This is a genomic window from Micromonospora coriariae, assembly GCF_900091455.1.
Classification (GTDB): Bacteria; Actinomycetota; Actinomycetes; order Mycobacteriales; family Micromonosporaceae; genus Micromonospora; species Micromonospora coriariae.
The window spans coordinates 66611-91505 of record NZ_LT607412.1; the positions used below are offsets into that span (position 1 = coordinate 66611).

Annotated in this window: 17 protein-coding genes and 3 pseudogenes; 10 read left to right on the forward strand and 10 right to left on the reverse strand. The window is 69.5% G+C overall.

Going from position 1 to position 24895, the window contains the following annotated elements; translation table 11 throughout:
- Positions 1–70: 70 nt before the first annotated feature.
- Positions 71–478 (forward strand): annotated as a pseudogene (locus tag GA0070607_RS00325) (transposase); the annotation flags it as partial.
- A 47-nt stretch (positions 479–525) separates the two neighbouring features.
- Here GA0070607_RS00325 and GA0070607_RS00330 read toward each other — a convergent pair.
- Both GA0070607_RS00330 and GA0070607_RS00335 read right to left on the reverse strand, forming a co-directional pair.
- Positions 526–714 (reverse strand): annotated as a pseudogene (locus GA0070607_RS00330) (molybdenum cofactor biosysynthesis protein); the annotation flags it as partial.
- Positions 715–725: 11 nt separating this feature from the next.
- Positions 726–2333 carry an alpha/beta hydrolase fold domain-containing protein gene (locus GA0070607_RS00335; RefSeq protein WP_089016365.1) on the reverse strand — a complete coding sequence of 536 codons (1608 nt, stop codon included), beginning with the start codon at positions 2331–2333 and terminating at the stop codon, positions 726–728.
- A gap of 1010 nt (positions 2334–3343) precedes the next feature.
- On the opposite strand from GA0070607_RS00335, the gene GA0070607_RS00340 reads away from it, so the two are divergent.
- The 3 genes and pseudogenes from GA0070607_RS00340 to GA0070607_RS33120 all read left to right on the forward strand — a co-directional run.
- Positions 3344–4771, forward strand: coding sequence for a DEAD/DEAH box helicase (locus GA0070607_RS00340; protein ID WP_089016366.1), 1428 nt, complete (start codon positions 3344–3346; stop codon positions 4769–4771).
- Between the two features lie 196 nt (positions 4772–4967).
- Positions 4968–5171 (forward strand): cold-shock protein, encoded by a 204-nt coding sequence (locus tag GA0070607_RS00345; RefSeq protein WP_074308580.1) that lies wholly within the window; start codon positions 4968–4970, stop codon positions 5169–5171.
- 722 nt (positions 5172–5893) lie between these two features.
- Positions 5894–6064, forward strand: a pseudogene (locus GA0070607_RS33120) (NUDIX hydrolase); the annotation flags it as partial.
- A gap of 60 nt (positions 6065–6124) precedes the next feature.
- Here the strand turns inward: GA0070607_RS33120 and GA0070607_RS34040 are convergent.
- From GA0070607_RS34040 to GA0070607_RS00370, 4 genes are all read right to left on the reverse strand, one after another.
- The gene (locus tag GA0070607_RS34040; RefSeq protein ID WP_089016367.1) at positions 6125–6577 is read right to left on the reverse strand and encodes a GNAT family N-acetyltransferase; all 453 of its coding nucleotides are present in this window, start codon (positions 6575–6577) and stop codon (positions 6125–6127) included.
- 1326 nt (positions 6578–7903) lie between these two features.
- Positions 7904–10528 (reverse strand): ATP-binding protein, encoded by a 2625-nt coding sequence (locus GA0070607_RS00360; protein ID WP_089016368.1) that lies wholly within the window; start codon positions 10526–10528, stop codon positions 7904–7906.
- The gene (locus GA0070607_RS00365; RefSeq protein WP_089016369.1) at positions 10525–13962 is read right to left on the reverse strand and encodes a phospholipase D-like domain-containing protein; all 3438 of its coding nucleotides are present in this window, start codon (positions 13960–13962) and stop codon (positions 10525–10527) included. Before GA0070607_RS00365 ends, GA0070607_RS00360 begins: the two co-directional genes overlap by 4 nt.
- Complete coding sequence (locus GA0070607_RS00370) at positions 13959–17687, reverse strand: AAA domain-containing protein (RefSeq protein WP_089016370.1); 3729 nt, start codon at positions 17685–17687, stop codon at positions 13959–13961. Before GA0070607_RS00370 ends, GA0070607_RS00365 begins: the two co-directional genes overlap by 4 nt.
- 218 nt (positions 17688–17905) lie before the next feature.
- On the opposite strand from GA0070607_RS00370, the gene GA0070607_RS00375 reads away from it, so the two are divergent.
- Positions 17906–19171: a S1 RNA-binding domain-containing protein gene (locus tag GA0070607_RS00375; protein ID WP_157743038.1), complete on the forward strand. Its 1266-nt coding sequence runs from the start codon at positions 17906–17908 to the stop codon at positions 19169–19171.
- A 155-nt stretch (positions 19172–19326) separates the two neighbouring features.
- Here GA0070607_RS00375 and GA0070607_RS00380 read toward each other — a convergent pair whose 3' ends face one another.
- From GA0070607_RS00380 to GA0070607_RS00390, 3 genes are all read right to left on the reverse strand, one after another.
- The gene (locus tag GA0070607_RS00380) at positions 19327–19701 is read right to left on the reverse strand and encodes a type II toxin-antitoxin system VapC family toxin (protein WP_089016372.1); all 375 of its coding nucleotides are present in this window, start codon (positions 19699–19701) and stop codon (positions 19327–19329) included.
- Positions 19698–19952, reverse strand: coding sequence for a type II toxin-antitoxin system Phd/YefM family antitoxin (locus tag GA0070607_RS00385; RefSeq protein ID WP_089016373.1), 255 nt, complete (start codon positions 19950–19952; stop codon positions 19698–19700). Before GA0070607_RS00385 ends, GA0070607_RS00380 begins: the two co-directional genes overlap by 4 nt.
- A 345-nt stretch (positions 19953–20297) precedes the next feature.
- Complete coding sequence (locus tag GA0070607_RS00390; RefSeq protein ID WP_157743039.1) at positions 20298–20993, reverse strand: tetratricopeptide repeat protein; 696 nt, start codon at positions 20991–20993, stop codon at positions 20298–20300.
- Positions 20994–21194: 201 nt separating this feature from the next.
- On the opposite strand from GA0070607_RS00390, the gene GA0070607_RS00395 reads away from it, so the two are divergent.
- A complete protein-coding gene (locus GA0070607_RS00395; RefSeq protein ID WP_089016375.1) occupies positions 21195–21488 on the forward strand; it encodes a hypothetical protein in 294 nt (97 codons plus the stop codon).
- Between the two features lie 35 nt (positions 21489–21523).
- Positions 21524–21973 (forward strand): hypothetical protein, encoded by a 450-nt coding sequence (locus tag GA0070607_RS32175; protein WP_157743040.1) that lies wholly within the window; start codon positions 21524–21526, stop codon positions 21971–21973.
- 300 nt (positions 21974–22273) lie between these two features.
- Here GA0070607_RS32175 and GA0070607_RS00400 read toward each other — a convergent pair whose 3' ends face one another.
- The gene (locus tag GA0070607_RS00400; RefSeq protein ID WP_157743041.1) at positions 22274–22519 is read right to left on the reverse strand and encodes a hypothetical protein; all 246 of its coding nucleotides are present in this window, start codon (positions 22517–22519) and stop codon (positions 22274–22276) included.
- A 374-nt stretch (positions 22520–22893) separates the two neighbouring features.
- Here GA0070607_RS00400 and GA0070607_RS32180 point away from each other — a divergent pair, with 374 nt between their 5' ends.
- The 3 genes from GA0070607_RS32180 (at position 22894) to GA0070607_RS00410 (ending at position 24321) form a co-directional block, all read left to right on the forward strand.
- Complete coding sequence (locus GA0070607_RS32180) at positions 22894–23079, forward strand: hypothetical protein (RefSeq protein WP_157743042.1); 186 nt, start codon at positions 22894–22896, stop codon at positions 23077–23079.
- 109 nt (positions 23080–23188) lie between these two features.
- Complete coding sequence (locus GA0070607_RS00405; protein ID WP_089016377.1) at positions 23189–23836, forward strand: hypothetical protein; 648 nt, start codon at positions 23189–23191, stop codon at positions 23834–23836.
- Between the two features lie 125 nt (positions 23837–23961).
- A complete protein-coding gene (locus GA0070607_RS00410; RefSeq protein ID WP_089016378.1) occupies positions 23962–24321 on the forward strand; it encodes a hypothetical protein in 360 nt (119 codons plus the stop codon).
- Positions 24322–24895: the final 574 nt, after the last annotated feature.

Below are 24895 nucleotides of genomic sequence, written 5' to 3' on the forward strand. Positions count from 1 at the left end.
ACGCCGGACATGATCAACGAAAGCACCGAGTTGGCGACGGACCTGTCCACATCACAAGATCGGCGACAGAGTCAAGATCAGAGACGGCAAGGTCGCCAACCGGCCCATCTACGTTGCCCTGGCAGTCACGGTCGATGGGACCCGCGACATCCTCGGCCTGTGGGCGGGTGACGGCGGGGAGGGCGCCAAATTCTGGCTGCAGGTCCTGACCGAATTGAAGAACCGCGGCGTCGACGACGCCTGCATGGTCGTCTGCGACGGGTTGAAGGGCCTACCCGACGCGATCGCCGCGACCTGGCCCCTCGCGGTGGTCCAAACGTGTGTCATCCACCTGCTCAGAGCCTCGTTCCGGTATGCGGGCCGGCAACACTGGGACGCTATCGCCAAGGCATTGCGGCCGGTTTACACCGCGCCCACCGAGGCGGCCGCGCAGGCCCCCTTCGACGAGTTCGCCGAGGCATGGGGCGGCCGATATCCGTTGCCCCGGACCTGCACCAGATCAACGCCGGGCGGCAAGGACTCCTACGCGATCACGGTCACGCTCGCGTCGCGATGCGCCTGCTTGCCGAAGTACCGGTCGCCGACGATGCCCAGGCCCGCCCGGATCCGGACCTCCTCGACCAGTTCGCCCGACGGCGCCGGCGGCGGACCGTCCGCGGGCCGACCCACATATCGATGTACGGGCGGGGCCAGCAGCTGGACGATCCGCCGCATGGCAGCCAGCGTCACCCGATGACCTTGGGCCTTCGCATTGGCGCGCCATCGAACGGATGCGCGGCCGGGGCCGCCTCGAACGCCTGACGCAGGTGCAGGGCGACCTCCTCTTGGGCGTGCGCGGCCTTGTCCAGCACCGCGGCAAGGCCGAAGAAGTCGTGCATCACTCCCCCGTAACGGACCGACGTGGCCCGCACGCCGGCGGCCTCCAAGCGGGCGCACCACTCGTCGCCCTGGCTCTGCAGCACGTCGCGGTCGGTGGTGACGATCAGTGTCGGCGGCAGACCGGCGAGGCCCTGCACGGAGAGCGGAAGCAGATCGACCCTGGGGTCTTTCAGGCTGTCGGTCACGCCACGGAAGGCGTGCATCATCATCCAGGACAGCAGTGGACGATTCAGCGGCCGGGCGTCTGCGGCGTCCCACATGGACGCGCCGTACTGGGCGGTGGTGGTCAGCGGGCAGACGAGCACCTGCGCCACGGGCAGTGGCTCACCTGCCTGCTTGAGCTGACAGCAGGTCGCAGCCGCCATGTTCGCCCCGACGCCCTCCCCGCCGATGGCGATGTGTGACGCGTCGCCGCCGAGCCCGGTGGCGTTGGTCAGGAGCCACCGGTAGGTGGCCAGCACATCCTCGTGGGCGGCCGGGAACACGTGCTCGGGAGCCTTGCGGTACTCCGGCGACACCACGATCGCGCCCGTCCGGTTGACCAGGGCGCGGCAGGACGCGTCATAGTCGTCGTTCGTGAACAGGGTCCAACCGCCACCGTGCACCCACATCACGACGGGCACCGGATCGGAGGTCTGGCCGAGCGGCTTGTAGACGCGTACGACCAGATCACCACCCGGGCCGGGCACGGTGACGTCCGCTGCAGATCCGACCTCCTCGGGGTCCGTCGGCCGCCCGTCCTGCCGCAGGATCTCCATCGCCGCGTCGGCGAGGCTCGGCTGCTGGCGGGCCTGCTCGAGGGTGAGGAGCTCATACGGGGCCAGGACCAGTCGGGACCAGGTGTCGAGGATCCGCTGCGCCTGGGTGTCGAGCAGCCAGGAGGCGTCGGTCGACAGGACGTTGCTGCGGCCGGATACCCTGTCGCGTACCTTGTCCATGAACCCGGCGGCACCGAGCATGAGCCTGCGACGGCGTCCGGTGGGCGGGACGGTGGGATGCGAGCGGGCAGGGGCCCACCCCTTGGCGGCGAGGTACCGCTCGCCGAGCCGACCCATCTCCTGCGCGCCCACCGCCCGACGCAGCGCCGGCAGGAACTCCCGTTCCTCCTTCTCGATGTGGTGCCGGACACCGCCGATCAGCTTGTTCAGCGCCCGCTCGAATTCGCGGCTGCCGGGATCCGCATGGTCGAGCAGGACGAGCAGCCTCTTGAGGGCCTGGTGCTCGCCCCGCCCCTCCTCGGCGTCCGCGGCGGCGCCGATCTCGGCCAGCGCCGGATACAACACCTCCTCCTCGGCGTGGGCGTGCAGGGCGCGGCCGTAACTCACCTGGTCGACCAGCATGCGCCGGTCACCGCGTCCGGCCTCGAGGTGCTCGAAGAGGCGGTTCGCCACCACGTGCTCGTCGGCGATCAGGTGGTCGAGGTCGCCCGGCAAGGTCGCGTACGGCAGCGTCATCGGACACCTCCTCCTCCACACTTACCGCAACCGGCACCGCCTTCGCGGCATAACCTCGCATGTCGCCAAGAACCCGAACGGGCGGGTCGACGCCGGTCAGCGCGCGTCCCAGCCAGGCGTTGACGCCCGGCTCCAGCTGACGCCACCTCACCCTGCGGGCATGCCTTCCTGAGCGGATGTCCGGCGAGCGCATTCACTGACCGATCGAAGCGATTCAACCGACGGCGACCACCCTCGACCCGCTCGGCGGACGTACCTCTCAGCCATCCAGTCAGACCCAAGCAGGTCATGTCATGAGCTGTTCGACTCGCATCGCCGGCGCCGAGACGGGCAGGGCCTACACCGTGCCCCGTTGCGCTGGGCGACCACCCCGACCGCGGCACGATGGGTGCGGCGGTCGCGCCACCGCCGCACCTGCTGGTCCAGACGTGAGATGTGCTGATCCATCTGATCTACCTGCACAGGACGTCGGTAGCTACGACGCGTCGAACCGACACGCGGGGTAGCCCTTACTGGCTGGGCTCCGTGGCGTCGTGATGCCTAACGAGCGGGCGATGGGCGCCGGTCCTCGGCTTCCGGTCGGCGTCACCCTCGACACGGAACGGGGTGCCCAGGCGGGTCATCGCACCCGAACTTGCGTCAACGGCAGGTGTGTGGTCGAAAGGCTCATCTGCTCCCGATGCTTCACGGAACAAATTCGAGTCATGCCCGGTTAAATCAGTCAAGAACTGCTCCAAGTTTGGCGCGCCACGGCGCGACCCGCTCGCACATGCAAGCCGGGTGCCGAAAATGCGCGGGGCGCATTCGGCCGCTCGCCGGGATCCGTTTCGCTCGGCCCGCCGAACCCTAACCCAGAAAGCCATCGTTACGGCTTGGGCTGGGGTGTGGGTAGAATTGATTAAGCAGCCCGCCGGTTTACGACCCGGCCTGCATCTGACGTCGACCACCACGCGCCGCGACCAATCGGTCAGCGCCGTGCAGGGCGACCCCTTCCACGTTCGGAGACTCCCATGGCGGCACGCCGCCCCAGCAAGACACGCCTTGTCACACCCACCTCCTTCGCCGACCTCGGCGTGCCCGGCCGCCTGGTCGCCGCGCTCGAGCAGGCAGGCATCAACACGCCATTCCCGATCCAGGCCGCGACGCTCCCGGATTCACTCGCCGGACGCGACGTGCTCGGTCGGGGCCGCACAGGTTCGGGCAAGACATACGCCTTCGCCCTCCCGGTCCTCGCCCGGCTCTCGGCCGCCACGTCTGCGCGACTGCCCGGCCGCCCGCGCTCGCTCATCCTGGCGCCCACTCGCGAGCTGGCAACCCAGATCGAAGCAACGATCGCACCGCTCGCCACCGCGCTGTCGCTGCGGACCGCGACGATCTTCGGCGGAGTGAGCGCGCGGCCACAGGTCGCTGCACTGCGTGCCGGAGTCGATATCCTCATCGCCTGTCCCGGCCGGCTCGCCGACCACGTGTCGACCGGCCACGCAAACCTCGACGCCGTCGAGATCACGGTGCTCGACGAGGCGGACCACATGGCCGACCTCGGCTTCCTGCCGGTCGTACGGCGACTCCTCGACACAACACCGCCCCGCTCGCAACGGCTGCTGTTCTCCGCGACGCTCGACGCGGGCGTCGACGTCCTCGTGCGGCGATACCTCTCCAACCCAGTCACCCACAGCGTCGACTCGGCGATGTCCCCGGTCGCCGCGATGACCCACCACGTGCTCCGGGTGCGTCACGATGATCGGCTCCCCGTCCTGATCGACCTGACGGCCGCCCCGGGGCGCACGCTCGTGTTCACCCGCACGAAGCGGGGCGCCAAGAAGCTGACCAGTCAACTGGTCGCCTCCGGCGTGCCCGCCGTCGAGCTGCACGGCAACCTGGCGCAAAACGCCCGAACCCGCAATCTGGCGGCGTTCTCCGCCGGCGACGCCCGCACACTTGTCGCGACCGACATCGCGGCGCGCGGTATCCACGTCGACGATGTAGCGCTCGTGATCCACGCCGACCCGCCAGCCGAACACAAGGCATACCTGCACCGCTCCGGGCGGACCGCGCGTGCCGGAGCGAGCGGCACAGTCGTCACCCTGATGACCGACGACCAGGTCACCGACGTGCGCGACCTCACCCGCCAGGCCGGCATCAACCCGACGATCACCCGCCTCGGCCCCGGTGACTCGCTGCTCACCGAACTCGCCCCGGGCGAGCGCCGCTTCGTGACGCCTCCCGTAGCGACAACGAGGCCGCATAGCGGACGAGGCCACAGCGCCACGCGGCGCCCGGATCCGCACACAGCCGCGGGCGGATCGACCGCCAGCGCGGCGCGCGGGACAGGCTCGGAAAGTCGTCGGGCGAGTGCGGCGGAAACCACGTCCCCGCCACGGGGCGCCGCGGCGTTCTCGTCCGGCACACGGGTTGGCAGCCGGCGCGGTCAGCGTTGACAGCGAAGACACCGCGCGGGCGGCTTGCGCGTGCTAGCCTGCCCGCGTTGCAACTTTTGGTTTGCCGCATACTTTGCCAGCGCCTGGTGGGTACCTAACCCGCCAGGCGCTCTTTGTTCTGCCGGTTCTTGCGGACCAGCGGCGGCGGCAACCGAGGGCCCGTACACGGCTCCATCAGCTACTCCAAGGAGAAGACATGGCATTCGGCACCGTCAAGTGGTTCAACGCGGACAAGGGCTTCGGCTTCATCACGCAGGACGGCGGCGGCGCCGACGTCTTCGCCCACTTCTCCGCCATCTCATCGAGCGGGTTCCGCAGCCTGGACGAGAACCAGCGGGTCGAGTTCGACGTCGAGCAGGGCCAGAAGGGCCTTCAGGCCGCCAACATCCGCCTGGTCTGACTGTTTGACTCCGCCGTGCGTGGCGACGAGGCCTCGCCCGTCGCCACGGCGGTGGCTGAGACCAACGGAACAGCGAAAGCCGATCTGTTCCGACACCGCGGTCCTGCCCGGCCCCGAACCGCTGGTGCTGCACCCGCAGTAAGTCCGGAGTTGCAGCGGGGACCACCAGCATCGACCGGCTACGCGCGCACAGTTTCGGGTCATGGTGCGGGGTAGCAGCCGGCGACGCGAGTCACCATCAGTTGGCGGCAGCCGACAACTTGATAACGGATCCCCCGGCGAGGGTCGTGGTCGAGCCCGGAACCTGAACAGCGACCGATGGACGAGCGAGATCATCAGGCACAAGGCGGGCACAACTGACGGCGACAAGGGCTGTCAACCGCTGTAAGGCAAGCAAGGCCTCGCCCAGGTCAAGGCATCGATTCGCCCGATCAAAGATGATCCACAGACCATCGGAGGGGTTCAGGATTCAAGTCCCTGACAGGCTCACCCTTCCCCCAGTTCAGCCGCCCCTGTGAGGTTGCTGAATCCCGATCTTGGTTCGTACAGCGGCGGACATGCTTCCCCGTAGGCGCCGATACTCCGGGCCGTAGTCCCCCAGCGGGTCCGTGACACGTCCAGCCGAAAGCTCGTGACAAGGCGCGGTAGAGCCTCGGCGCGTCATTGGTCGGATACTGGCCGGGTGACCGGAGGAGCAGGTTACCGAGTCGACGCGGTGGACGATCCATGGTGAGCGGGTTGTGGACGGCACCCTGCGGGCACGGTTGAGCATCGCCGAAGTGGAACTGCCGGACGGGGTCCGCTTCGAGCAGTACGTGATTCGGGCACCCCGGTCGGCTATGGTCGCCGTAATTGACGATCAGGAGCGCCTGTTGCTGATGAGGCGGCATCGGTTACGAAGCCACGGTTCACCTCGCCGCCATCAACCAGTGGCTGTAGACGATTTCGACACCCTAGTCCGCCGGTCGCTGCAGGAGCTGTCGGGACGACTGGAAGCCCAGCCGCTGGTACATCGGCACTGCCTTGCGGCCAGAACGGACCGTCACACGAAGGGACCCAAGGCGTGTCGCGTGCTCCGAAGCAGCATCCACGAGCGCCGAGCCAATCCCCTGGCCTCGCTGATTCGGCATGACGAATACGCTCTGGATGTCTGCGGATAGCCGACTTGTCGCTCCAGGTCTCGGGACGCGGGGTACGAGCGCGACCCAGGCCATGCCGACGATCTCCGGTCGGAGGAGTCGAGCGACGAATGCTACGTGCGAGTCCTGGTGAGCGGCCCACCACTTCGCGAGGTCCGCCGCGAATGCGTCTACGGACAGCTGTGCTGGTTCCTCATCAAGGGTGTCTAGCCACAACAGCCGGGCCAAGTCTGCGACGTCGTCCGCGTTCGCCTGACTGATCCTCACGGGGCGAGTCTGTCACGGCCATGGAGTGCGGCATGAACGGGCTCAAATGCCACCGTGCCGTGGCTACCTGCCACGACCAACCCTCCCGCCGTCATAAAGCCACTCTCCCTTCTCCCTCGCCGTGATCAATGAATGGCTTCAACCCGGACTTTGATACGGGCCGTAGTCGGCGAAGTCCGCCGACTGTGGACCTTCAGTCCATCGCACGAGGCCCGGAACAGCCTAAACTTGCTGGTGCCCTGACCTTCTAGCTCGGGCTGATCCTAGGAGTGAACATGCTGTCGGTCCGCCTGCTCGGCGATCTGGAGATTGTCGTCGACGGTCGGGCCGTCGATCTGTCCGGCATCAAGGCCCAGACACTGATCCTGATCGCGGCCAGCGGCCCGGCGGGCATCACCAGCTCTGACCTGGAGCGGGCGATGGAGGGCGTCGGCCGCGGAGCGGAGAAGGGCACGCTGCATCGCCGGGTGACCGAGGTTCGCAAGGCCCTCAACAATCAGGTTTCCCCGTACAAGGACGACCAGTGCTATCGACTGAAGTCCACGTCCCGCGTCACGGTCGATTCGTGGGAGTTTTCCGACGGCGTCGCTCTGCTAGCGGCGGGGGCTCCGGATCCGGCCGAGGCGGATCGGCTGATGGGACTGTGGCGCGGCAACCCGCTCCCCCGCCGTTACAGTCCGGCCTGGCCGGTGTGGCGGGCCGTCGCCGAAGGGCACGATCGGCTGGTGGCGCTGCTCGACGGCTGGGAGCGGGACCGGCTTGCGGAGCTGACCGCGCTGCGGCGGTACGCCTCCCTGTTCCCCGACGACTGGAAGCTGCAGAAGCTCCGTGGCGCGCTGTCCGGCAAGCCGCAGCTGCTGGTGGTCGAGGACCAGGTGATGGACGAGATCGTGCTGCTGCTCAAGGACGAGTTCGAGATCGTCCAGGCGGCCAGCTACCGGGACTTCGACGCGCTGCGCGAGTCCGGGGCACTCAACACTGTCCGGGCCGCCCTGGTCGACAAGCATCTGGAATCGGAGAGCGACAGTTACGGCACCACCAAGGTAGCCACCTACCTGCAGCGGCACACCGAGATTCCGGTGACCCTGATGTCGGTCGACGTTGAGTACTCCAGCAACAAGCAGTTCGAGATGTGCCTGAAGTACCGGTTGTCGGACGTGGTGCGCAAGCATCACAACGGAGGGATCAACTCCGGGATCGTCGACGCGGTCCGCGCGATGGTCGATGACAGCCCGCGGGGGTGGAGCCTGCGGATGCGGCGCTGGGTGGAGTCGGTCGCCTTCACCGTTCAGGACGAGAGCCTGATGGGGCAGGACAACTCGAACGTCATGGACTGTCTGGCCGCGCGTGACCGGGTGGTCGCTCTGCTGGAGCGTGGTCCGCTGGAGCAGGCCGAGGATGCGGTAGAAGGCTTTCGGCGACGATGGGATCCGTCAGCCGGGGCAGCCAGGCGCTGACCACACCACCCTGCCCCGGCCGGTTCGAGTTGCGGACCTCCAGCACGCCACCGAACCGTCGGAGCATGCTGGCGGTCAGCGGGATGCCCTGGCCGGGGCCGTTGCGCAGGCCGGCCGGGTTCCAATCCTTCTCGGCGGCGGCGGCGGCCCGCGTGGCACGATCCAGATCGCCGGCGGAGAAGCCGGGGCCGTTGTCCATCACCTCGACCACGACCAGTGAACCGGTCAGCGGCACGGGCCGGGGAGCGGACTCGTCGACGGTATCGACCGACACCTGGATGCCGGGCGGCACACCGTGGCGGCGGGGCGCCGTGCTCAGGGCCCGGGCCGAGTTGACGATCAGGTTGCGCAGTGACTCCTGCAGCAGGGCGGGGTTGGCCCGCACCCAGCACGGCTGACCGGTCGGCCGGGGCGTGCGCACGCCGTCCGGCAGCTGCCATTCGGTCGTGCCGACGAGGGCCTCCAGCAGTCCGGTCATCTCCACCGGTTCGGGGGGAGCGAGGGCGCTCCAGTACAGGTCGACGTAGGTGCCTCCGCCGAGGGCCATGATCCGGTCTCGGACCTCGGCGAGCCGGAGAAGGACCGCCTCGTCGGCGATGTCGTGCACGGCCCGGTCGAGCTTGCCGATGACGCCGATCACGTCGTTGTCGAGCCGGTGTCCGATGAGGTGGGTTACCCGGGGGCCGAGGACCGCCGCCGTCGCGTCGTGCTGCCGGCGGACCTCCTTGGTGATCGCCTCCAGCATGGTGCGCGTGCGTTCCGCCGCGGTCGGCCCGGACGGGTCTCGCAGGGCCGCGACCAGGCCCGGCGCCGGCGGCCGGTACCTGTGCCCGGCGCTGTCCGCGGCCAGCAGGCCGTGGCCCGCGAGCAGGTCCAGGGCCGTGGCGATGGTCGCAGGGTTGACCATCCAGTCCGTGCCCCGGCCGGAGAGTCCCTGCTCCCGGAACTCGGCGAGCATCGTGTCCGCTGTGATCGCCGGTCCGTCGGTGGGGCCGTGCAGGATCAGCCAGAGCACGGCCTGTGCCAGAGTGTCTGCGGCCAGTGACGAGAACACGGCGTCGCGGATCGCGGTCCGCTGGCCGATCGCGACCCGGCGCAGCACACCGATGCCGACGGGACCGGGCTGCCCGGCGTCGCGGCCGGCGGCGATCAACCCGTCCAGCATCTGGCGGAGGGCGGCCGGGCTGGAGCCGAAGTCGTGCATCAGCCCGTCGAGGACGGCGGCGTCGCAGGTCAGGCCGAACGCGTCGAGTAGCCAGGCCAGGTCTTCGCGGTCCTCACAGATCAGCCCGGGTGTGAGCACGTCCGCGGGCTCGAGCTGCGGCAACAGCAGCCGCAACAGGTTGATCCGACGGGCCGCCGCGTCGCCGGGGAAGCCGTCCACCGGTGCGACCAGTCGTAGCAGGGTGGACACGTCCAGAGTGGCCACTCCGGGGCCGGAGGCCGGGTTCGCGGCCATGACCGGGCGGAACCACACCAGCGGCCGGGCTAGCACCTCTGCGTCCGGTGGCTCGTCGGCGGCGCTCACCCACATCGTCATCCGGCGGGTGAATGGCTCAGCTCCGCTCATCCGGCTGTCGGCGAAGTCGATCCGCACCCCGAAGCCCGGGCTGCTAGCGGCTGGGAATGCGTCGCCGGCAACGCCTTCCAGGACCGCGGCTAGCGCTGCCCCGAACTCGGTCACGACGTCCGGATCGGCCTGCACGGTGACCGCGGTGAGTGCCGCGACCAGCCGCTGGGCCGCGATGTCTGTGGCCGGCGGGCGGTAGGCGGCGAACTCAGGAGGCGCTGCCCACCTCTGGGCGTACCAGGCCAGTACGTCGGCCACCGGCCGTTCCCGCCACGGCCACTGCCAGCGGACCGGCCGGACGGTGAGCGGACCCCACCTCGCTTCGCCGAGATCGGTGGTGCCGCTGAGCAACGAGGTGGCGACAGCGAACTCGCCCCGCCGCACGGAGTCGCGGACCGCGTCCTCCCAGGGCTGGGCATCGGCCTGGGTGGTGTCGTCGCGCAGCCGTTCCGCGAGGCGGTCGTCCAGGATCCCGGCGATGAGCCGCCCGCGATCACCGAGCAACCGCTGGGCCTGCGCCCGGTCGTGGGCGGCCAGTTCGATCGCCGCGCTGCCGTCCTCGGCGGGCAGGCCGACCTCGCAGGCCCGGACGTTCAGGTCGGCCCAGGCCCGTTCGACGTCGGCGACGGCCGCGGCCCGGGACAGCTCGAGGTCGGACTCCAGGCGTTCCAGGTCGTCGTCGCCGAGGGTGCCCGTGCTCTCCAGCGCTTCGATCAGCAGTACTTCGGCCATCGAGTACCGGCCGTCGGCGATGATCGCGGTGATCCCCGCCGCGAGGTCGCGCGGGCGGGCGATGCCGTCCAGCAGCAGGGTCACCGCAGTGCCGAGATCCGGCCGGTTCCCGCCTGCCAGAGCGGCCGCGAGCTCCGGGTATCGCCAACGGTCGGCGGAGACCGCGAGTAGGTCGAGGACGTCTGTCGTCATACGGCCGCCCCGGCCGTCTCGTCCGAGCGCAGCTCGGCCCATTCCTGCAGCACTGTCAAACCCTCCAGGATCTCGCGGACGAGCCGAAACTCCGGGTTGGCCGACGCCTCCGCCTCGGCGAGCAGGCCGGGCAGCTCCTGCTTGACGACGGCAGCCAGCGCTCGGGCGGCGTCGAGGTGCATGGCCTCGTCGGTGTCGGGAGGTATACCCACGTCACCGGAGTTCTCGTAGGCGGCGACGAGTGCCCGTACGTCGTTGGTGATCGTGGTGAGCTGGCGGATCAGCCGCCGGCGGTGGTCGCCGTGAATCGGCTCCTTGCTGTCGTCCACCGCGCGGCTCGCGTCGTCAATGAGCCGGTCGAGGTCTCGGCCGGTGGGGATCGCCGCGCTCAGCCGCGCGGCGAGCTCGTGGATATCCCGGTCCCGGACCCGGGAGGCCACTTCCGCGAAGACGCCGGACTTCGCTTCGTTGAACAGCTCGCGCAGCGTCCGGGTGCTGTGCATGTTCGGCAACGGGGCGTGCGCCGCCCGCTCCAGCGCGACGTCGAGCTCTCGCCAGAGCCCGGTCCGCTCGGTCAGCTCCTCGCGACGGTCAAGGCGCGACCGGATCTGCGCCAGCGGGAGGGGACGGTGGTAGCTGGCCTCAGCGTACGCGAGGACGGCCTCGGCCAGCGGCTGCCAGTCCGGGCCGAGCCGGGTGCGATGGTGCTCGAGGAGCCTCGCGACATCCGGGTCGCCGTCCATCAGGATCCGTTCCACAGCGGTGGCGAGTATCGCGGTGACAGCGGGGCCATCGGTGCCCGGCATGGCCGGCACCGTGGCGGTCAGCACCTCGCCGTACGGTGCGAGGCCGCGGGCCGCGGCGACCAGGGCCAGCTCCGGGCTGGGTCGGAAAGCGCCGTCGGCCAGGGCGCGCAGCAGCGCCGCCTCCCGGTACCGGCCGTCCACCCAGAGATCCTCGACCAGCCACCGCTGCCATCTCGTGCGGCGCCCGGGCGGCGCGCTCGCGGCATGCCCGCTCAGGCAGAACGCCGCGGCCACCCGCAGCAACGGCCGCCCGGCGCTCTGGGCGAGCCGGTCGAGCACGTCCCACGGGGAGATCGTGCCGAGGCTGAGGTGCTCGATGATCGCCGCCGCCGGGTCGGCTCCCCGGGACACGTCGGTGAGGATCCGCTGCGCGACGGTGAACGTGGGGTCGTCGCCCGCCGCGGCCACAGCCGTGCCCGGCGCGGCCTGCGCCACGGCGACGCCCGCCGCGCGGGCCGCGTCGTCCACGACCGCCCGGCCGGACAGCCGCAGGCCGACCTCGCTGTGCTGCCGGTGCGCGGGCATGGCCTGGTAGGTGCCTTCGAAGGAGAGGAAGTTGAAGCTGGTGACGATCGCCTCGTCGTCCCAGAGAAGAATCTTCGCGTGGTTGTCGTCGCGGATTACTCGCAGGTGCTTCGGGTGCTGCGCGGCCAGGTCGAGAAGGGACTGCTCGGCGTGGGTGGGCGCTTTCGAGATAGCGCCACCGTCGGACAGCCGTTCTTTTTCCTCCGGCCGTCCATAGCGGATGGTCACGGCCACTTCGCGGGCCGCTGCGCGCCGCAGGGCGTCCAGCATCCGCTCGTCCACGACCCGGCCGCTCAGCCGGTCCGAGGTGATCACGAGTCGTTCCCGGGCCTGGCGCAGGGCGTGCCACAGCAGTCGTCGGTGCTCGCCGTCGATCACCACCGCGGCCTGCGGATGCGTGCGGACCGCGACCTGGCCGGCCACCTGCCGGGCCACAAACTGCCAGCCCTCCGCCCACATCCCGGCGGCCAGGGCCGCGGCGGCGTCGTCACTCTCGTCCGGGGTGTCCGGGACACCGGGGTACCGGGGTAGCCAATCCGGGTCCGGGTCCTTACGCTGCGACGCGAAGGGCGCGAAGTCCTGTTCGGTGACGAACATCAGCTGGCTCATCCGGTACCCCGGAATCGCCGTGCGAGCCCACCGCAGTATGTCCCGGATCACCTGGCTGCCGCCGTTGCCGCCGGCCTCCGCCGGCGCGGTGACGTGGACCCCGGTCTCGTGCTGCGGAACCGCCCGGCTGAGCATGTTCCAGCTGGTCACCAGCGCGCAGCTGTCGTCGGCGACGACGATCTTGGCGTGTGTCCGCACGGCCGTGTCCGGAAGCAGGAACCATGGCCCGGTGCCCGGGCGGTCCGGCCCGGGCACCGGGTCCGGCTCCTCGCCGGGAACCGCCGCCACCAGGGTACGGGCGCCGGTGCGCAGCACGGTGTCGTAGAGCAGGTGACTGACCCTGGGATCCAGATTGGCCTGGAAGTTGATGCCCCACAGCAGGGCCACCCGGACGTTGCGCTCCAGCGCGGCACGCAGTTCAGGGAGCAGCGCTTGCAGGCCGTCGTAGCTGATCCACGGGCAGGCCAGGACCAGTTGGATGCGGGCCGAGCGAATGATGTCGGTGAGCACCTCCAGGTGCTCCGCGCCGGTCAGCACCCGCGCGGTGACCTCGGATTCGGTCCGAGCGTCGATCATCGCCCGCAGTTGGCGGTAGTCGTCCGCCATCAGGTTGTGCGTGCGGCGGCGCTGTCCGGCGGGCGCGTTCGCCGCGTTGCTGGCCTGATCGGCCAGCCGTTTCATCGCCCGGGCCAGGGTCGGCGCCGCGAGCAGGCCGGGTGCCAGCCGTCCGCGCAGGGCCTGAACGAACGGGTCGTCGGGGCGGCCGGTCACCAGCCGGGTCAGCTGTGCTGTCGCGGCGCTCCGGTAGGTCTCCGGCAGCCGGCTGTCGATCACCAACACGGTGATCTCGTCATTGTCCGGGTCGACGGCGGCCTGAATCTCCAGCGGCAGCCAGCGCCGCCCGCCTACACCGGTGAGCGCCTCGGCCTGGTAGGCGCCGAGCACCCGGCGCGCGCGGGTCGGGATCTGCCGCTGGTCACTGTCCGGCCGCTGTTGCAGCTCCTCCTGCGCCAGGCCCCGCTCGATCGCCTGGAGCAGGTCAGCCTGCGCCGCGGTGCCGACCCGGATCGGGCTGTTCTCCACCGGAACGGCCAGGTGGGGTCTGCCGTCGTAGCCGGGCCGGGTGGCCGGCATCACGTACCCGGACAGCTTGTCGATCATGACATGCCGGTCGTCGACGAGAGTCTCCGCACTGCGGAGCGTCCCCAGCGTGCGGTCGGCTATGTGCTTCGCGACGTCCGCGGTGACCTCGAGCCCGGCGTACGACCGGACCAGCCGCAGGTAGCCGGTCCGCCACAGGTCCTGAACCACGTCGAGGGTCATCCGGCGGCTCAGGCCCAGCACGTCGGAGAGGCTCGACAGGGTGCTCGCGCCCGCGTGCACCGCCTTGAGGACCACCTGCTCCATCGGGGTCAGCGTCTCCTGGTAACCCAGTCGGACCCGGATCCTGCCCACGTCACACGGCACGTAGACGGTCAGCTTGTCGCCGCTCACACCAGCACCTCACCGGAGTCGCCGTCCGCCGGGCCAGGCACCAGGCCGGGCAGATTGCCGTACAGCTCCTCGGCGGGCACCCTGACCCCATAGAGCTCGACGGCGCGGCAGACCTGGGGCCAGAAACCGGCGCTGCGGGCGTAGTGGTCGAACCGGCCGATCAGCACGAGCTGCCGACGCGCCCGGGAGAACAGGACGTTCACCAGTTGCCGCTGCCCCAGGTGCCCGAGCCCGGCGCCAGATGCCGCCGCTCCCGAGCGGCCAAGGCGGGCCTGGTCGCGGACGAGAGATACGATCACCATGTCCGCCTCGCGGCCCTGGAACGCGTGCACGGTCGACAGGTACGGTCGGGCCAGGCCGACGCCCTGCAACAGCCGGATCTGCTCCCGATACGGCGTGAGCACGGCCAGCGGGTCCGGCCCGTAACCGCCCCTGTTCGCCACCGGGAACGGATCGAGATCCTCCAGCAGTCTCTTGACCAGGGCCGCCTCGCCTGAGTTCGACCAGTGCGGATCGTCGTGACAGGACGCGATGCCGGCGGTGTCCAGCCACACCAGCGACTGCTGGTCCAACCGGCGGGGCCGCATCAGCCGCACGGCAGGAATCCGGTTGGTGAAGTCCTCATCGATGTGGGTCGCGAGACCGCCCACCGGCAGGCCGTCCGCCGCAAGCACCGCCGGCTGCTCCCCGGCAGGGTAGAAGACGCGACTTACCAACTCGCCGATCGGCTCACGCATCCGGAACTGCGTCGACATCCGCCGCAACGGCCGCCTCGGGTCGGGCTGTCCCTCAAAGAGGGTGCCGAACAGGTCGAACACCCGCATGTAGGCGGTCACCTTCTCCGGCGTAATGCCGGCCATCTGGCTGTTCGTGTCGGCCGCGCAGGCGTCCAGGAACCGTTTGAGATCCTGCCGGCGGTGCGCCGGCAGCTGGAAGTGGTCGCCGATGAGTGTCCAGCGCAGTCCGCGTAGCAGCGGCATGGCCAGCTCGGTCGGCCAGGCCTTCGCGGCCTCCTCCACCACCACCCAGTTGAACACCGACTCGGTGGTGGGCGACAGCAGCTCCGGCGCGGACGCGGCACAGGTGGCGAAGACCAGGTTGGCGCCCCGGTGCAGGCGGTCAGCCAGCTCGGGCACGACCCACTCCCCGGACTCCTGCTTCCCGGACAGCATCCTGGACCACTCGTCGAGCACCGCGACCAGTTGCCCGGGCATACCGGGGTCCGGATCCCCGGTCAGCCGGTTGACACGGGCCCTGACCTCGGCGGTCAGCCGGACGGCCGCATCGAGCCGCCGCCACGGGCGCACCGCGCGATCGACCCGTTCCTGGGCGGCCAGACCACGGGTGCTCACCCGCAACGCGAGCGGGCGCATCCGGTCCTCCGTGAGGTGCTGAACCGGCCGCCCCGCGTCGTCCATCTCGCCGAGCTCCCGCAGCACCCGCACGGCCAGGTTGTCCAGGGCGAAGTTCGACTGGGCCGAGACCAGGATCCGGGCGGTCGGGTCCCGTCTCAGGTAGGCGGCGATGGCGGCCGCGGCCACCCGGGTCTTACCGGTGCCCGGTGGCCCCTGCACCGCAGAGAGCGGTTCGCACACCAGGATCTCCTGGACCACCTCCTGCCCGCCGCCCTTCAGGCCGGCGCCTGCGTCCTGCCAGTGGTGCGCGAACGTCCGGATCGTGCGCGGATCGCGCAGGTATCGCTGCAGGTGCGTGGCCCGGTACAGCTCCACGCTCGCGGCGCGCTGCCGGTCCAGGCCCTGCTGGCTGCCCCGGTCGTCGGCGGGGCGGACCCAGCCCCGCTCGGGCAGGGGCTGCTCGCCCGGCTTGCGGCGTAGCCGTACCCGGTCCTGTCCATCCTTGCTCTCGACATAGGCCCGGCTGACCCACCGGCCGGGCTTACCGTTGCGATCCTCCAGGACGTCCACCTCGGAGTCTCCGTCTTCGTTCTCCAGGTCACCGAGGAACGAGCCGAACTCCGGGCGCAGGGCCGGGGTCGCCGCGTACTTGACGAAGGCCGCCGAGCTGACGATGCGGCGCCGGTCGCGCTCCGCGTCGTAGTGGACCAGGACAGTAGAGCGGTCGGTGTGCCCGGCGACCTCGAACGGGTAGGTCCGGGCATCCAGCTCCACCTCCTGGAAGTCCAGCAGCCAGTCGATCGCCTCGCGGAAGCTCAGCTCGTCCGGGGAGGCGGTGCTGACCGGCCGGGTCGCCTCGACGAGGACCTTCCAGGACGGGGCCCGGTCGATCCGGCGAGCCATGTACTCGCGGTCGATGTCGATGGCCCGCAACTCTAGGTCGGGCACCAGCCGTGCCGAGGTCCAATCGAGTTGCCGCAGCTTCTTCTCGTTCACCGGCAGATCCAGCCGGGCGACGTACCGGATGATCAGCGCCTGCTCGGTGTGCGCCTCCATCGCCCCGTACTCGTCTCGGGGCCGGTAGTAGTCGCAGAACCAGGCCAGGTCCGTCCCCCGGATCACCTGGGTGGCGGTGCTGGTGCTGGAGCGGACCCCGCGTACGAACGGCTCGGCTCCGAACGGCGAGTGGGCCATGTAGGCACCGCGCATGTCGGCCGCGATGTAGGCGGCCAGTTCCTCACGCCCGAGCTCGCTCTCCGGATCCTGCTTCACCAGGCCCCAGCGGTAGATGGTTTCGGAGCTCTCCCGCGGCATGAAGACCATGAGGTGCTTGCGGACGGTGACAGAGCCCTCGATGTCCGTCATGATCCGGTCGTACGCCCCGCTCAGCCGGCCGAGCACCTCGTCCGCCGACGGCCGGTCGGCCGCCTCGCCCGACAGCATCCCGGCGAGCAGCCCGGCCAGATCCGGTGGGATCCGGGTGTCGGCCAGCACCGTCTCCCGCAGGTACCGGGCGAACGCCAGGGAGGCCTGGTACCCCTGCTCGGCGGCCTCCCGATCCATCGGGCCGTCCGGCCAGGCGGGGCGGCGGTCCGCGGGGAACGGACCGAGGAACCACTCCCAGACGACCGCGGCCAGCCCGTACACGTCCGACTGCGGACTCTCCATCAGGTTCGCCTCGGTACCGAGCAGGAAGGCCACCCGCTCCGGCGGCGCGTAGGCGAGGTCCCGGCCGAGAACCGCACGCAGCTCACCGGGGTCAGCGGCGCTGTCCACAGTGGTCCGAAACAGGTCGAGGATCAGTGAGCTGAGCTCGAAACGGGCAAGCCGCAGCCGGGCCCCTTCGTGGACGTCGATGCTGGCCGGCGAAACACTGCGGTGGCTGATGCCGAGGAAGTGCAGCTCGGCGAGGCCCTCGGCCAGGGATCGGAACTGCCTGACCGCCTCGGCCCGATGGGTTCGAAAGCGGTCGATCTCCTGGGCCCCGGCACACCGCCGGCTGCCCCGGGTCGCGACGAACGCCATGCCGCCCGGCACCTGCACCTGCCGGGTCATCGCGTCGTCCAGGTAGCCGCCGTCGAGCACCTCGGGCAGCGCCGGATGCGGGATGCCCGAGACCCGCAGCAGCGACCGGACGTCCTGCTCCCAGAGCAGGCCGCCCATCTCCTCGATGCCGAGGAAGAGCTGGATATCGACCGGGCGCATGGTGCGGTCCAGCAACCGCAGCCGATAGATGCGGCCGGAAGCCAGTTCCTCCGCCTCGATCGGATCGTCCTCGTCATCGTCGCCCGTGCTGTACGGCCCGAACTCCGCGGTGGGACCACAGAGGAATCGTTTGACGAGCTTTATTGCATTCGCAGTGGACCCCACACCGCCCCCATCCGCTCACGAGTACGGCGAGCGTACGCGTGCTCCCAGTGACTAGACACCCACCACGAGTGCGGATTTCCCGCTGAGTTCGGCACCGCCACACAGACGGAAATCAGCGGCGACTCAGGTCGTCGTCCATGTCTTGGGTCAGCCGCACCCGTGTTGAGTCGAGTCCAGAGAGGCCCCGGCTCGCGGGGCCGGAAACGGAGTAGATGATCATGAGCGAACTGCACCTCCTGCGCGACGAGCGGCCGATCGAAGGCCGACTGTTCTTCGCCACCCCCTGGGGCAAGAAGGAGCTGCCCGACGGCAGCGTCTTCGACTTCAACGCGTTCTACGAGAACGAGCTGAAGGCGACGGCCGAGGCAGCCGGCTTTACGCCGGTCCGGGCGGACAACATCTACGGCCCGCAATCGGTGATGGGACCGATCTGGCGGGGCATCCAGCAGGCCGAGATCGTCGCCATCGACTTCACCCTACGGAACCCCAACGTGGCGATGGAGTACATGATGGCGATGCTGATCGGCAAGCGGTGCGTCTACCTGACCCAGGACCCCGACGACATCCCGACCGATGTCCGCGGACGGCTGCGCTACATCCGCTACAGCGACCGCTACCAGGATGTCAGCCGGATGCGTGAAGAGCTGCGCAACCAGCTGATCGCCATCCGCTCCGAGCCGGCGGTCGAGATGGCCCTGGTGCCGATGGCGGCCGGCGGCACCGACCCGGTGCCCGCCACCGTCATCACGGTGACCTCCGAGTTCGCCGTGATCGAGGCGAGCGGCGGTCGGCGGGGCGTGCTCGGCAACGCCGACGTCGACTACAACCGGATCGTTCCGGACATGACGCGGCTGTACTCGATCGGTACCCGGGTGACCGGTGCCTTCGACGTCGACACCGGCGGCGGCATGAAGTACACCCTGCTCGCCGGCACCCCGAACCCGTGGCCACGGCTGCGCACCGAGTTCCCCTCCGGCACCACGATCAGCGGCACGGTCCGCCGGACCCGGGACGGCATCGGGGCGTTCGTCGAGGTCGGGTACGGCATCGACGGCCTGATCCACACCTCCGCACTGGCCGGCCGCACCCTCTCCGCCGGGGACCAGGTGGTGGCCAGTGTGATCCGGGTCGACGCCGACCGGCGCCGGATCTCCCTGGCGTTGGACCGGGTGGTCAACGCCGCCGGGCCGCCTACCCCGCTCGCCGTGCCAGCCGCCGACCTCGGGGCGTTCCGGCTCGGGCAGCGGCTGGAGGCCGAGGTGGTCAAGGTGGTCCGCCAGGGTGACGGCGGATACCTGCTGGTCCAGCTCCCGGACCGGCGAAAGCCCGCGATGCTGCACTCCTCGGCGATGAGCCCGGAGCTGCGCGAGGGCCTCACGGACGACGACATCGAGGTCGGCGAGATCATCGACGTCGAGGTGTTGCGGATCGACACCGTCCGAGACCGCATCACGGTGCGTGACCTGCCGGAGACAGCGTCGTAGTGACCGGCGCTGTGGTGATCGCGGGTTGCCGGCTGGCAGCCCGCGATCTCTGTCAGCGGACCGGCGTTGCTCGGAATTGCATTGGCCGACCGGTCCGTGTGCGGGGTTGGGGCTGGACCTCTGGTCGGCATCAGGCGTTGATGGAGCCCGTTCGATCACACCTTGAGGACGTCCACGTCGTAGAGCGCTATCGACGCGTCGCGGGAGGCCAGGGTCAGACTTTCGGTGATCGCCTGGGCCACCAGCATGCGAGCGAACGGATCGCGGTGATGCGGTGGCAGGCGGCCGGCGGCGATGGCGTGGGCGTGGGTCACCGGGAGTTCGCGGAAGCCCATGTCTCTTACCCGCTCGGCGAGGTCAGGGGGTCCTTGGAGTTTCCCCGCACTCTGTTTGATGGTGATCTCCCACAGGGTGACCGGGGACAGGAAGATGTCCGGCTCGTGGCGTAGCCGGTCGAGGAACTCGGTGCCGAGGGTCGCGTCGCCGGTGATGGCCAAGAGCGCGACGTGGGTGTCCAGCAGCAGGGTCATGCGCCGATGCCGAAGTCGTCGGCGATCTCGGCGTTGGTCTGCGGTGAATCCCAGTCGCCGGTGAGGTCCAGTTGCCCGGCGAGGGAGCCGACTGCCGTGCGGTTGGCCCGCCGGACCAGCGGCACGACCTTCGCCACCGGCGTGCCGGCCCGGTCGATGATGATCTCCTCGCCCTGTTCCACCCGTTCGATGATGCGCGACAGGTGGGTCTTGGCATCATGCATGTTGTAGTGCGCGGCCTCACCCGACATGGCGCGACCCCCTCGGTTAGCTAGGGGCTTAGTCTATCCTGCTTGGCCCCGTGCGCCAGCGGTTCGGCTGCTCGGGTCGGGTCGTGGCTGAGGTGTGCCCGAGCGTCCACTGCACCGCCTTTACGTTGGCTCACGTGGTCACCTGGAAGGCCGCCAGCCTCTTGCGGAACAGATGCGGACCGCTCGGCAGCGGGCAGGGGCGAGTGCCAGTTTGGAAGGGCGAAGGTCCACTCTGACACGGACCTGGTGGGCCAGGTCATGGTGGCAAGCGGGTGACCTTTCGTGCCCTCTGGTGACCTCCTCGGTACCGGCTACTGGAAATTTGCGGTTCGTACGATGCCGGGTTCAGCCGCCGCTCATCGGGTCATCGGCGAGTCCGGACCGTGCCAACGTCTCCGCCCTCATCCGCAGGGTCTGCGCGACCTGTGGGAGGTACTCGTCCGGCTCGACGACTGCCGCCTCCCGGTAGCCGTCAACCGACGCGTTGAGGTCGGCGAGTGCCTCGCCGTAGCGGCCGAGAGCCGCGAGGCTGTCAGCCCGCCAGCGTCGAGCACTGGCCAGATAAGCCCTGTGTTCGTGGTCGATCGCCGCCAACGGGATTCGGACCTCGATGGCCTCCGCCCAGGCCGCCACCGCCTCGGCGTGCCGGCCAGCCATGTGGAATGCGATCGCCTGGTCGTGCAGTGACTTGACCAACTCCGGGCGGTCCGCAGCCATGTCCTGCCATAGCGCGATTTCTTCGGCCCGGGCGGCGATCTCCTCGTCGTGACGGCCCTGCCGACACAAGCAGTACGACAGTGTCGACAGGCTGCCGGCGAGCCCCTCGCTACTCCCCGGGTCGAGGTTCCGCAAGCTTCGGCTCACGGCGACCGCCATTCGGTAGGCGGCGGTGGCGTCCTGGAAGCGCCCAACGCGCTCCAGCGCGCGGCCCAGGTTGAACGCGGCATTGACGAGCGGCTGGCTGTACCGGCGCGGTGACAGCCACACCCCAGCGCGCAGCAGCGCGACTCGGATCCGCAACGTAATCACGTTACGCATCATTCCCGCCGGGTTGGGAACCGGTCAACGCGGCTTGACCCGGGACGACGCACGTGGGGTGGTCCGATCCGACAATGAGCCAATCTCATCGTGATTCGTGGCTGATCTGGATGTGGTGCAGGACGCGGTTAGCGACTCGGGGTCGCCGTGTCACGGCCCTGCTGCTGGGCCGGGCGCCCTCCGACGAGGTACCGGACGTACGCATTGACCGACTTCCCGGGTTCCCGGACGTCGCTGCACGTCGGGTGGGTGCTGCTGCTGGCGATGCTGGTCGCGGCCTGGGTGGGGCCCTCGTGGCGCCCCGGTACGCGGTTGGTCGCCTGGGTGCTCGACGTGGGGCTGACGCTCCTCACCTTCCTACCCACCGGCACGTGGCTCGCGCTGGCCGGGACGCTCGCGCTGGTCCGCGCCGTCTCGACACTGACGGGGGCGCCGCCGCCGATCTCCGAGGGACGGGCGGGGTTCGGGGCGGAGCCCCGAAGGGCTAACGCCCGCTAGGCTCCTCGCCTCTACGTCAGAGCGCGGGAGCGTACGTGATCAAGTTGTTCAGGACCAAGAAGTCCACATGCCGCTGTCGGCCCCAGTGGCCGGCTCTGGTGACGGAGATGAACGGCTATGGCATGCCGTGCCAACCATCCGAGCACGGCAGTCCGGTGACCAGGCTATTGGAGCTGTCAGCGCGGTGCGCCGGATGCGCCGCGACCTACCCGGGCAACTTCATCATCGAACCAGGCACGCCGCCTCCGTTCGACTGGGCGCGGGAGCCTGAGAACACCGTGTGCTCCTGCGAGCCACGGTGGCCGAAACTGATGGTGATGCTGCGTGGCCAGTACTACCTCGGCTACCCAGGTACGGAGGGCCAGCTGGTTGTTGACGGCGCAGCGGAGGGGGCCTTCTGCGATAGCTGCGGCGCCCGCTTCCTCGGGGACATGGCAGTCGACCTCACCGACAGGTCGCACCTCGAAGATCCTGACGAGACGTAGCAGATATGACCCCGGCCGGCCCGGGTCGATGCCAGCCGGAGGTCCTCGGCTGACTTGGCTGTACCAATGGCTGCACGGAGGCCGCGGTGATCGTACCGACCGGGAGCGGGAAGTTGCTGACCTGCGGTGACATGGGTGCGCCCGGCAGGATTCGAACCTGGGGCCTTCGGATTGAAGGAGATCGCGGATGGCTGGTCGAGCGGCTGCATCCCTGGTCAGCCCGTCTGCCGTTGTCTGATGGCGTCGTCGTCAGCCGGTCGTCTCGGCGGTACGGATGGCCGTACAGGGATCAGTTCTTCGTCAGACCCTCGTAGCCTTGACCCGCGATCGGCGCATCATGACGAGGACGATGATGGCAGCGGCCAGGAGACCGGGACCGCAGTGGACGGCAAGGACTCCCGGCAGGTCGGGCCCGCCCCAGTCATTCCGGTAGCTGGCAGGGTCCGAGAAGTCGATGATGAATAGCTCCATCACGGCCCGAACGATGAAGTACAGAGCAACGATCAGGCCGAGGACGGTCCCGATGATGGACAGGGCCTTGCGCAACTTGACCTCCATTGTGAGCGCAGTTGCCTGGCCGGCCTGACCCTATTGCCTGCATCCAAGCTCGACTGTCCTGCGGATCTCCTCGCCGGGCAGTCTCCGACCTTGCAGCCTCCCCGGACCGGGACAAGGTAGAGCGCCCGAGTCGGGCGGCCCGGTCACATGTCGCCCGGCTATCTGGAATATCAGTTCGCCTACGCCGCCCCGCCGCCGTGGCCGGGGAGCGGCAAGGAGGCCGTCGACGCTCCCTGCTGTCAACACCTGCTCGCCGCTCTGGCCGACCCCGGCCAGCCCAGAGCGCGACGACCCTGTTGAGATGCTCAGCGCGGGCTTCGATCCCGCCCGTTACCACCACGCAACCGCCGCATAGGTCAGCCGTGACCACCAGTCGACAACGCGCGGCACTTGGCGAATTCCTGGACGCGCTGGTACCCCGGTCGCGGGCCCTGGGCGTGGAGGGGATCGTGGTGGCACGCGTCGCGCACGCCCAGCGGCTACCCGCCAGCAGTCGCCGGGAAGCCGCCCGGATCGGCGCGGAACTCACCGAGCGCTATGCGCGCTGACAGCCCACCTTCGACACCGTCAGCTAGCCGGACGACGTTGCCTGACGGCAAGTTTAAGTTTTGCTTATCGGGTTGTGGATCAACGAGGGAAGCTCGGTACCTTGCCCGAATGCGACACATCAAGACCGTAATCGCCGCGCTCATCGTGGGTCCGCTGGCCTGGGTCCTGCTCGCCGCTGGACAAGGCCGGGCCATGAGGGTGTTCGCGGATGCGCAGGACAGTGGTGATGCGCTCGACCCTAACGCTCTGCTCAAGCCGTTGCTGGTGCTGGCGGCTGCTGGCCTTCTCCTCGGGCTCATCGCCACCGTCCGGATCTCCCCGATCGGCTCGGTGCTGGCGGGACTTGCGTACATAGTCAGCTACGCAGGCCTGTTGTTCAGCCCGGTACGGCTGCTGGACCTGCTCAGTCACAAGCTCAGCGTGGCGGGTTACCAGATTGACTTGCTCACCCCCGTACGGACCGGGACGACGCTGCTGCTGGGCTCGCTGCTCCTGGTCGGGGTCGCCAGTGTCCAGCGGTGGCGGCGCTGGCCGCAGTCGGACGCCGATGAGCCGACGATCCTTGCCCCGGACACGATCATTCCGCCGGTATCGGAACGGGACCGCCCGCTCGGCGCGGACGGGCTCGGCTCGACGAAGCAGGGTGAGGATCCGATGAAGCCGGGTAAGTCCGACGAACCGGCGTCGGCGATGGCCGGCGGTTCGCGCTGGACCGATTCGCCGCGCAGCCATTCCATGACAGAGCCCTGGCAGTAAGACGCGACGCGCTGGCCCGCCGCTGGGGACGGGCTACCCGAGCTGACCGGGAAGCCTGCGTCAACGGTTCGGGCAAGTCGGCGCAGGGCAACCTCTGCCTCCGGGTCGAGGACGGCGGCGCCATCGTGGTCGACCGCACCCTCAGCCGTTCCGGCACCGTTTCACTGGCCGGCACATCGTCCTGGCCCGCCGCGGGAGCCTTCACGGTCCCCCGACACGGGCGCGGGGGGCAGGGGGACCTCGCGGTAGAACTGGATGTCTTCGAAGCCGTAGGTGGCTACGTCCTGGCTGCTGACCCCGAGGATCAGGCCTACGCGGCCAACCGCGCCACCGGGCTGATCTGCCTGCACTTCGCCAGCACCTACGACGGGAACACCACACGGCCGCAGTCAGAATCCCCGCCGGCGCTTCTGGCGATCCGCCACGACGACGGGGCGTACATGGAAACCTTCACCTTCACCCCGACCGGCACCGCCTACCGCTGATATCTACCCGGCCGGTTACCGTGCGCGCTACCCGCGGCCAGCGGCGGAGAAGTACCCACTGACCTGCTCGCCGTGGCCGATGATGAGCTCGTGACGACATGTGGGCGCTGCGGTTCGCCGGTCCGGCGTTGGCGCCGACGCGCTGGCGCCGCCGCCACCGGCGCGGCCGCCGGGGGTGCATCGGCGGTCGGCGTCGTCAGCCTCGGCGCCCTGGCCGTCGGCGCACTGGCCCTCGGGTCCGTCGCCGTCGGTGCGATGGCAATCGGACGCCTGGTGGTCCGCCGCGCGGCCGTACGACACCTGCAGCTCCGTTCGGTACACGTCGGTCGGCTGGAGATCGACGCTCTCCTTGTAGCGGACGATGGGGGACGCCCCTCCCACAGCAATCCCGATGCTCCTACGGACGTCAACCCGTGAAGCCTTGACCCCAGGCACCACCACAGAGGCCCAACCTGCTCCCCCGCTACACATGCGGGGGTGTCCCGGCTGGTGGACGGCCTTGGATACTCACGTGGCTACTCAACGGGCACAGGAGTACGCGGGTCGACGCCCGGCGGGTGTTCAGTGGTTCGAC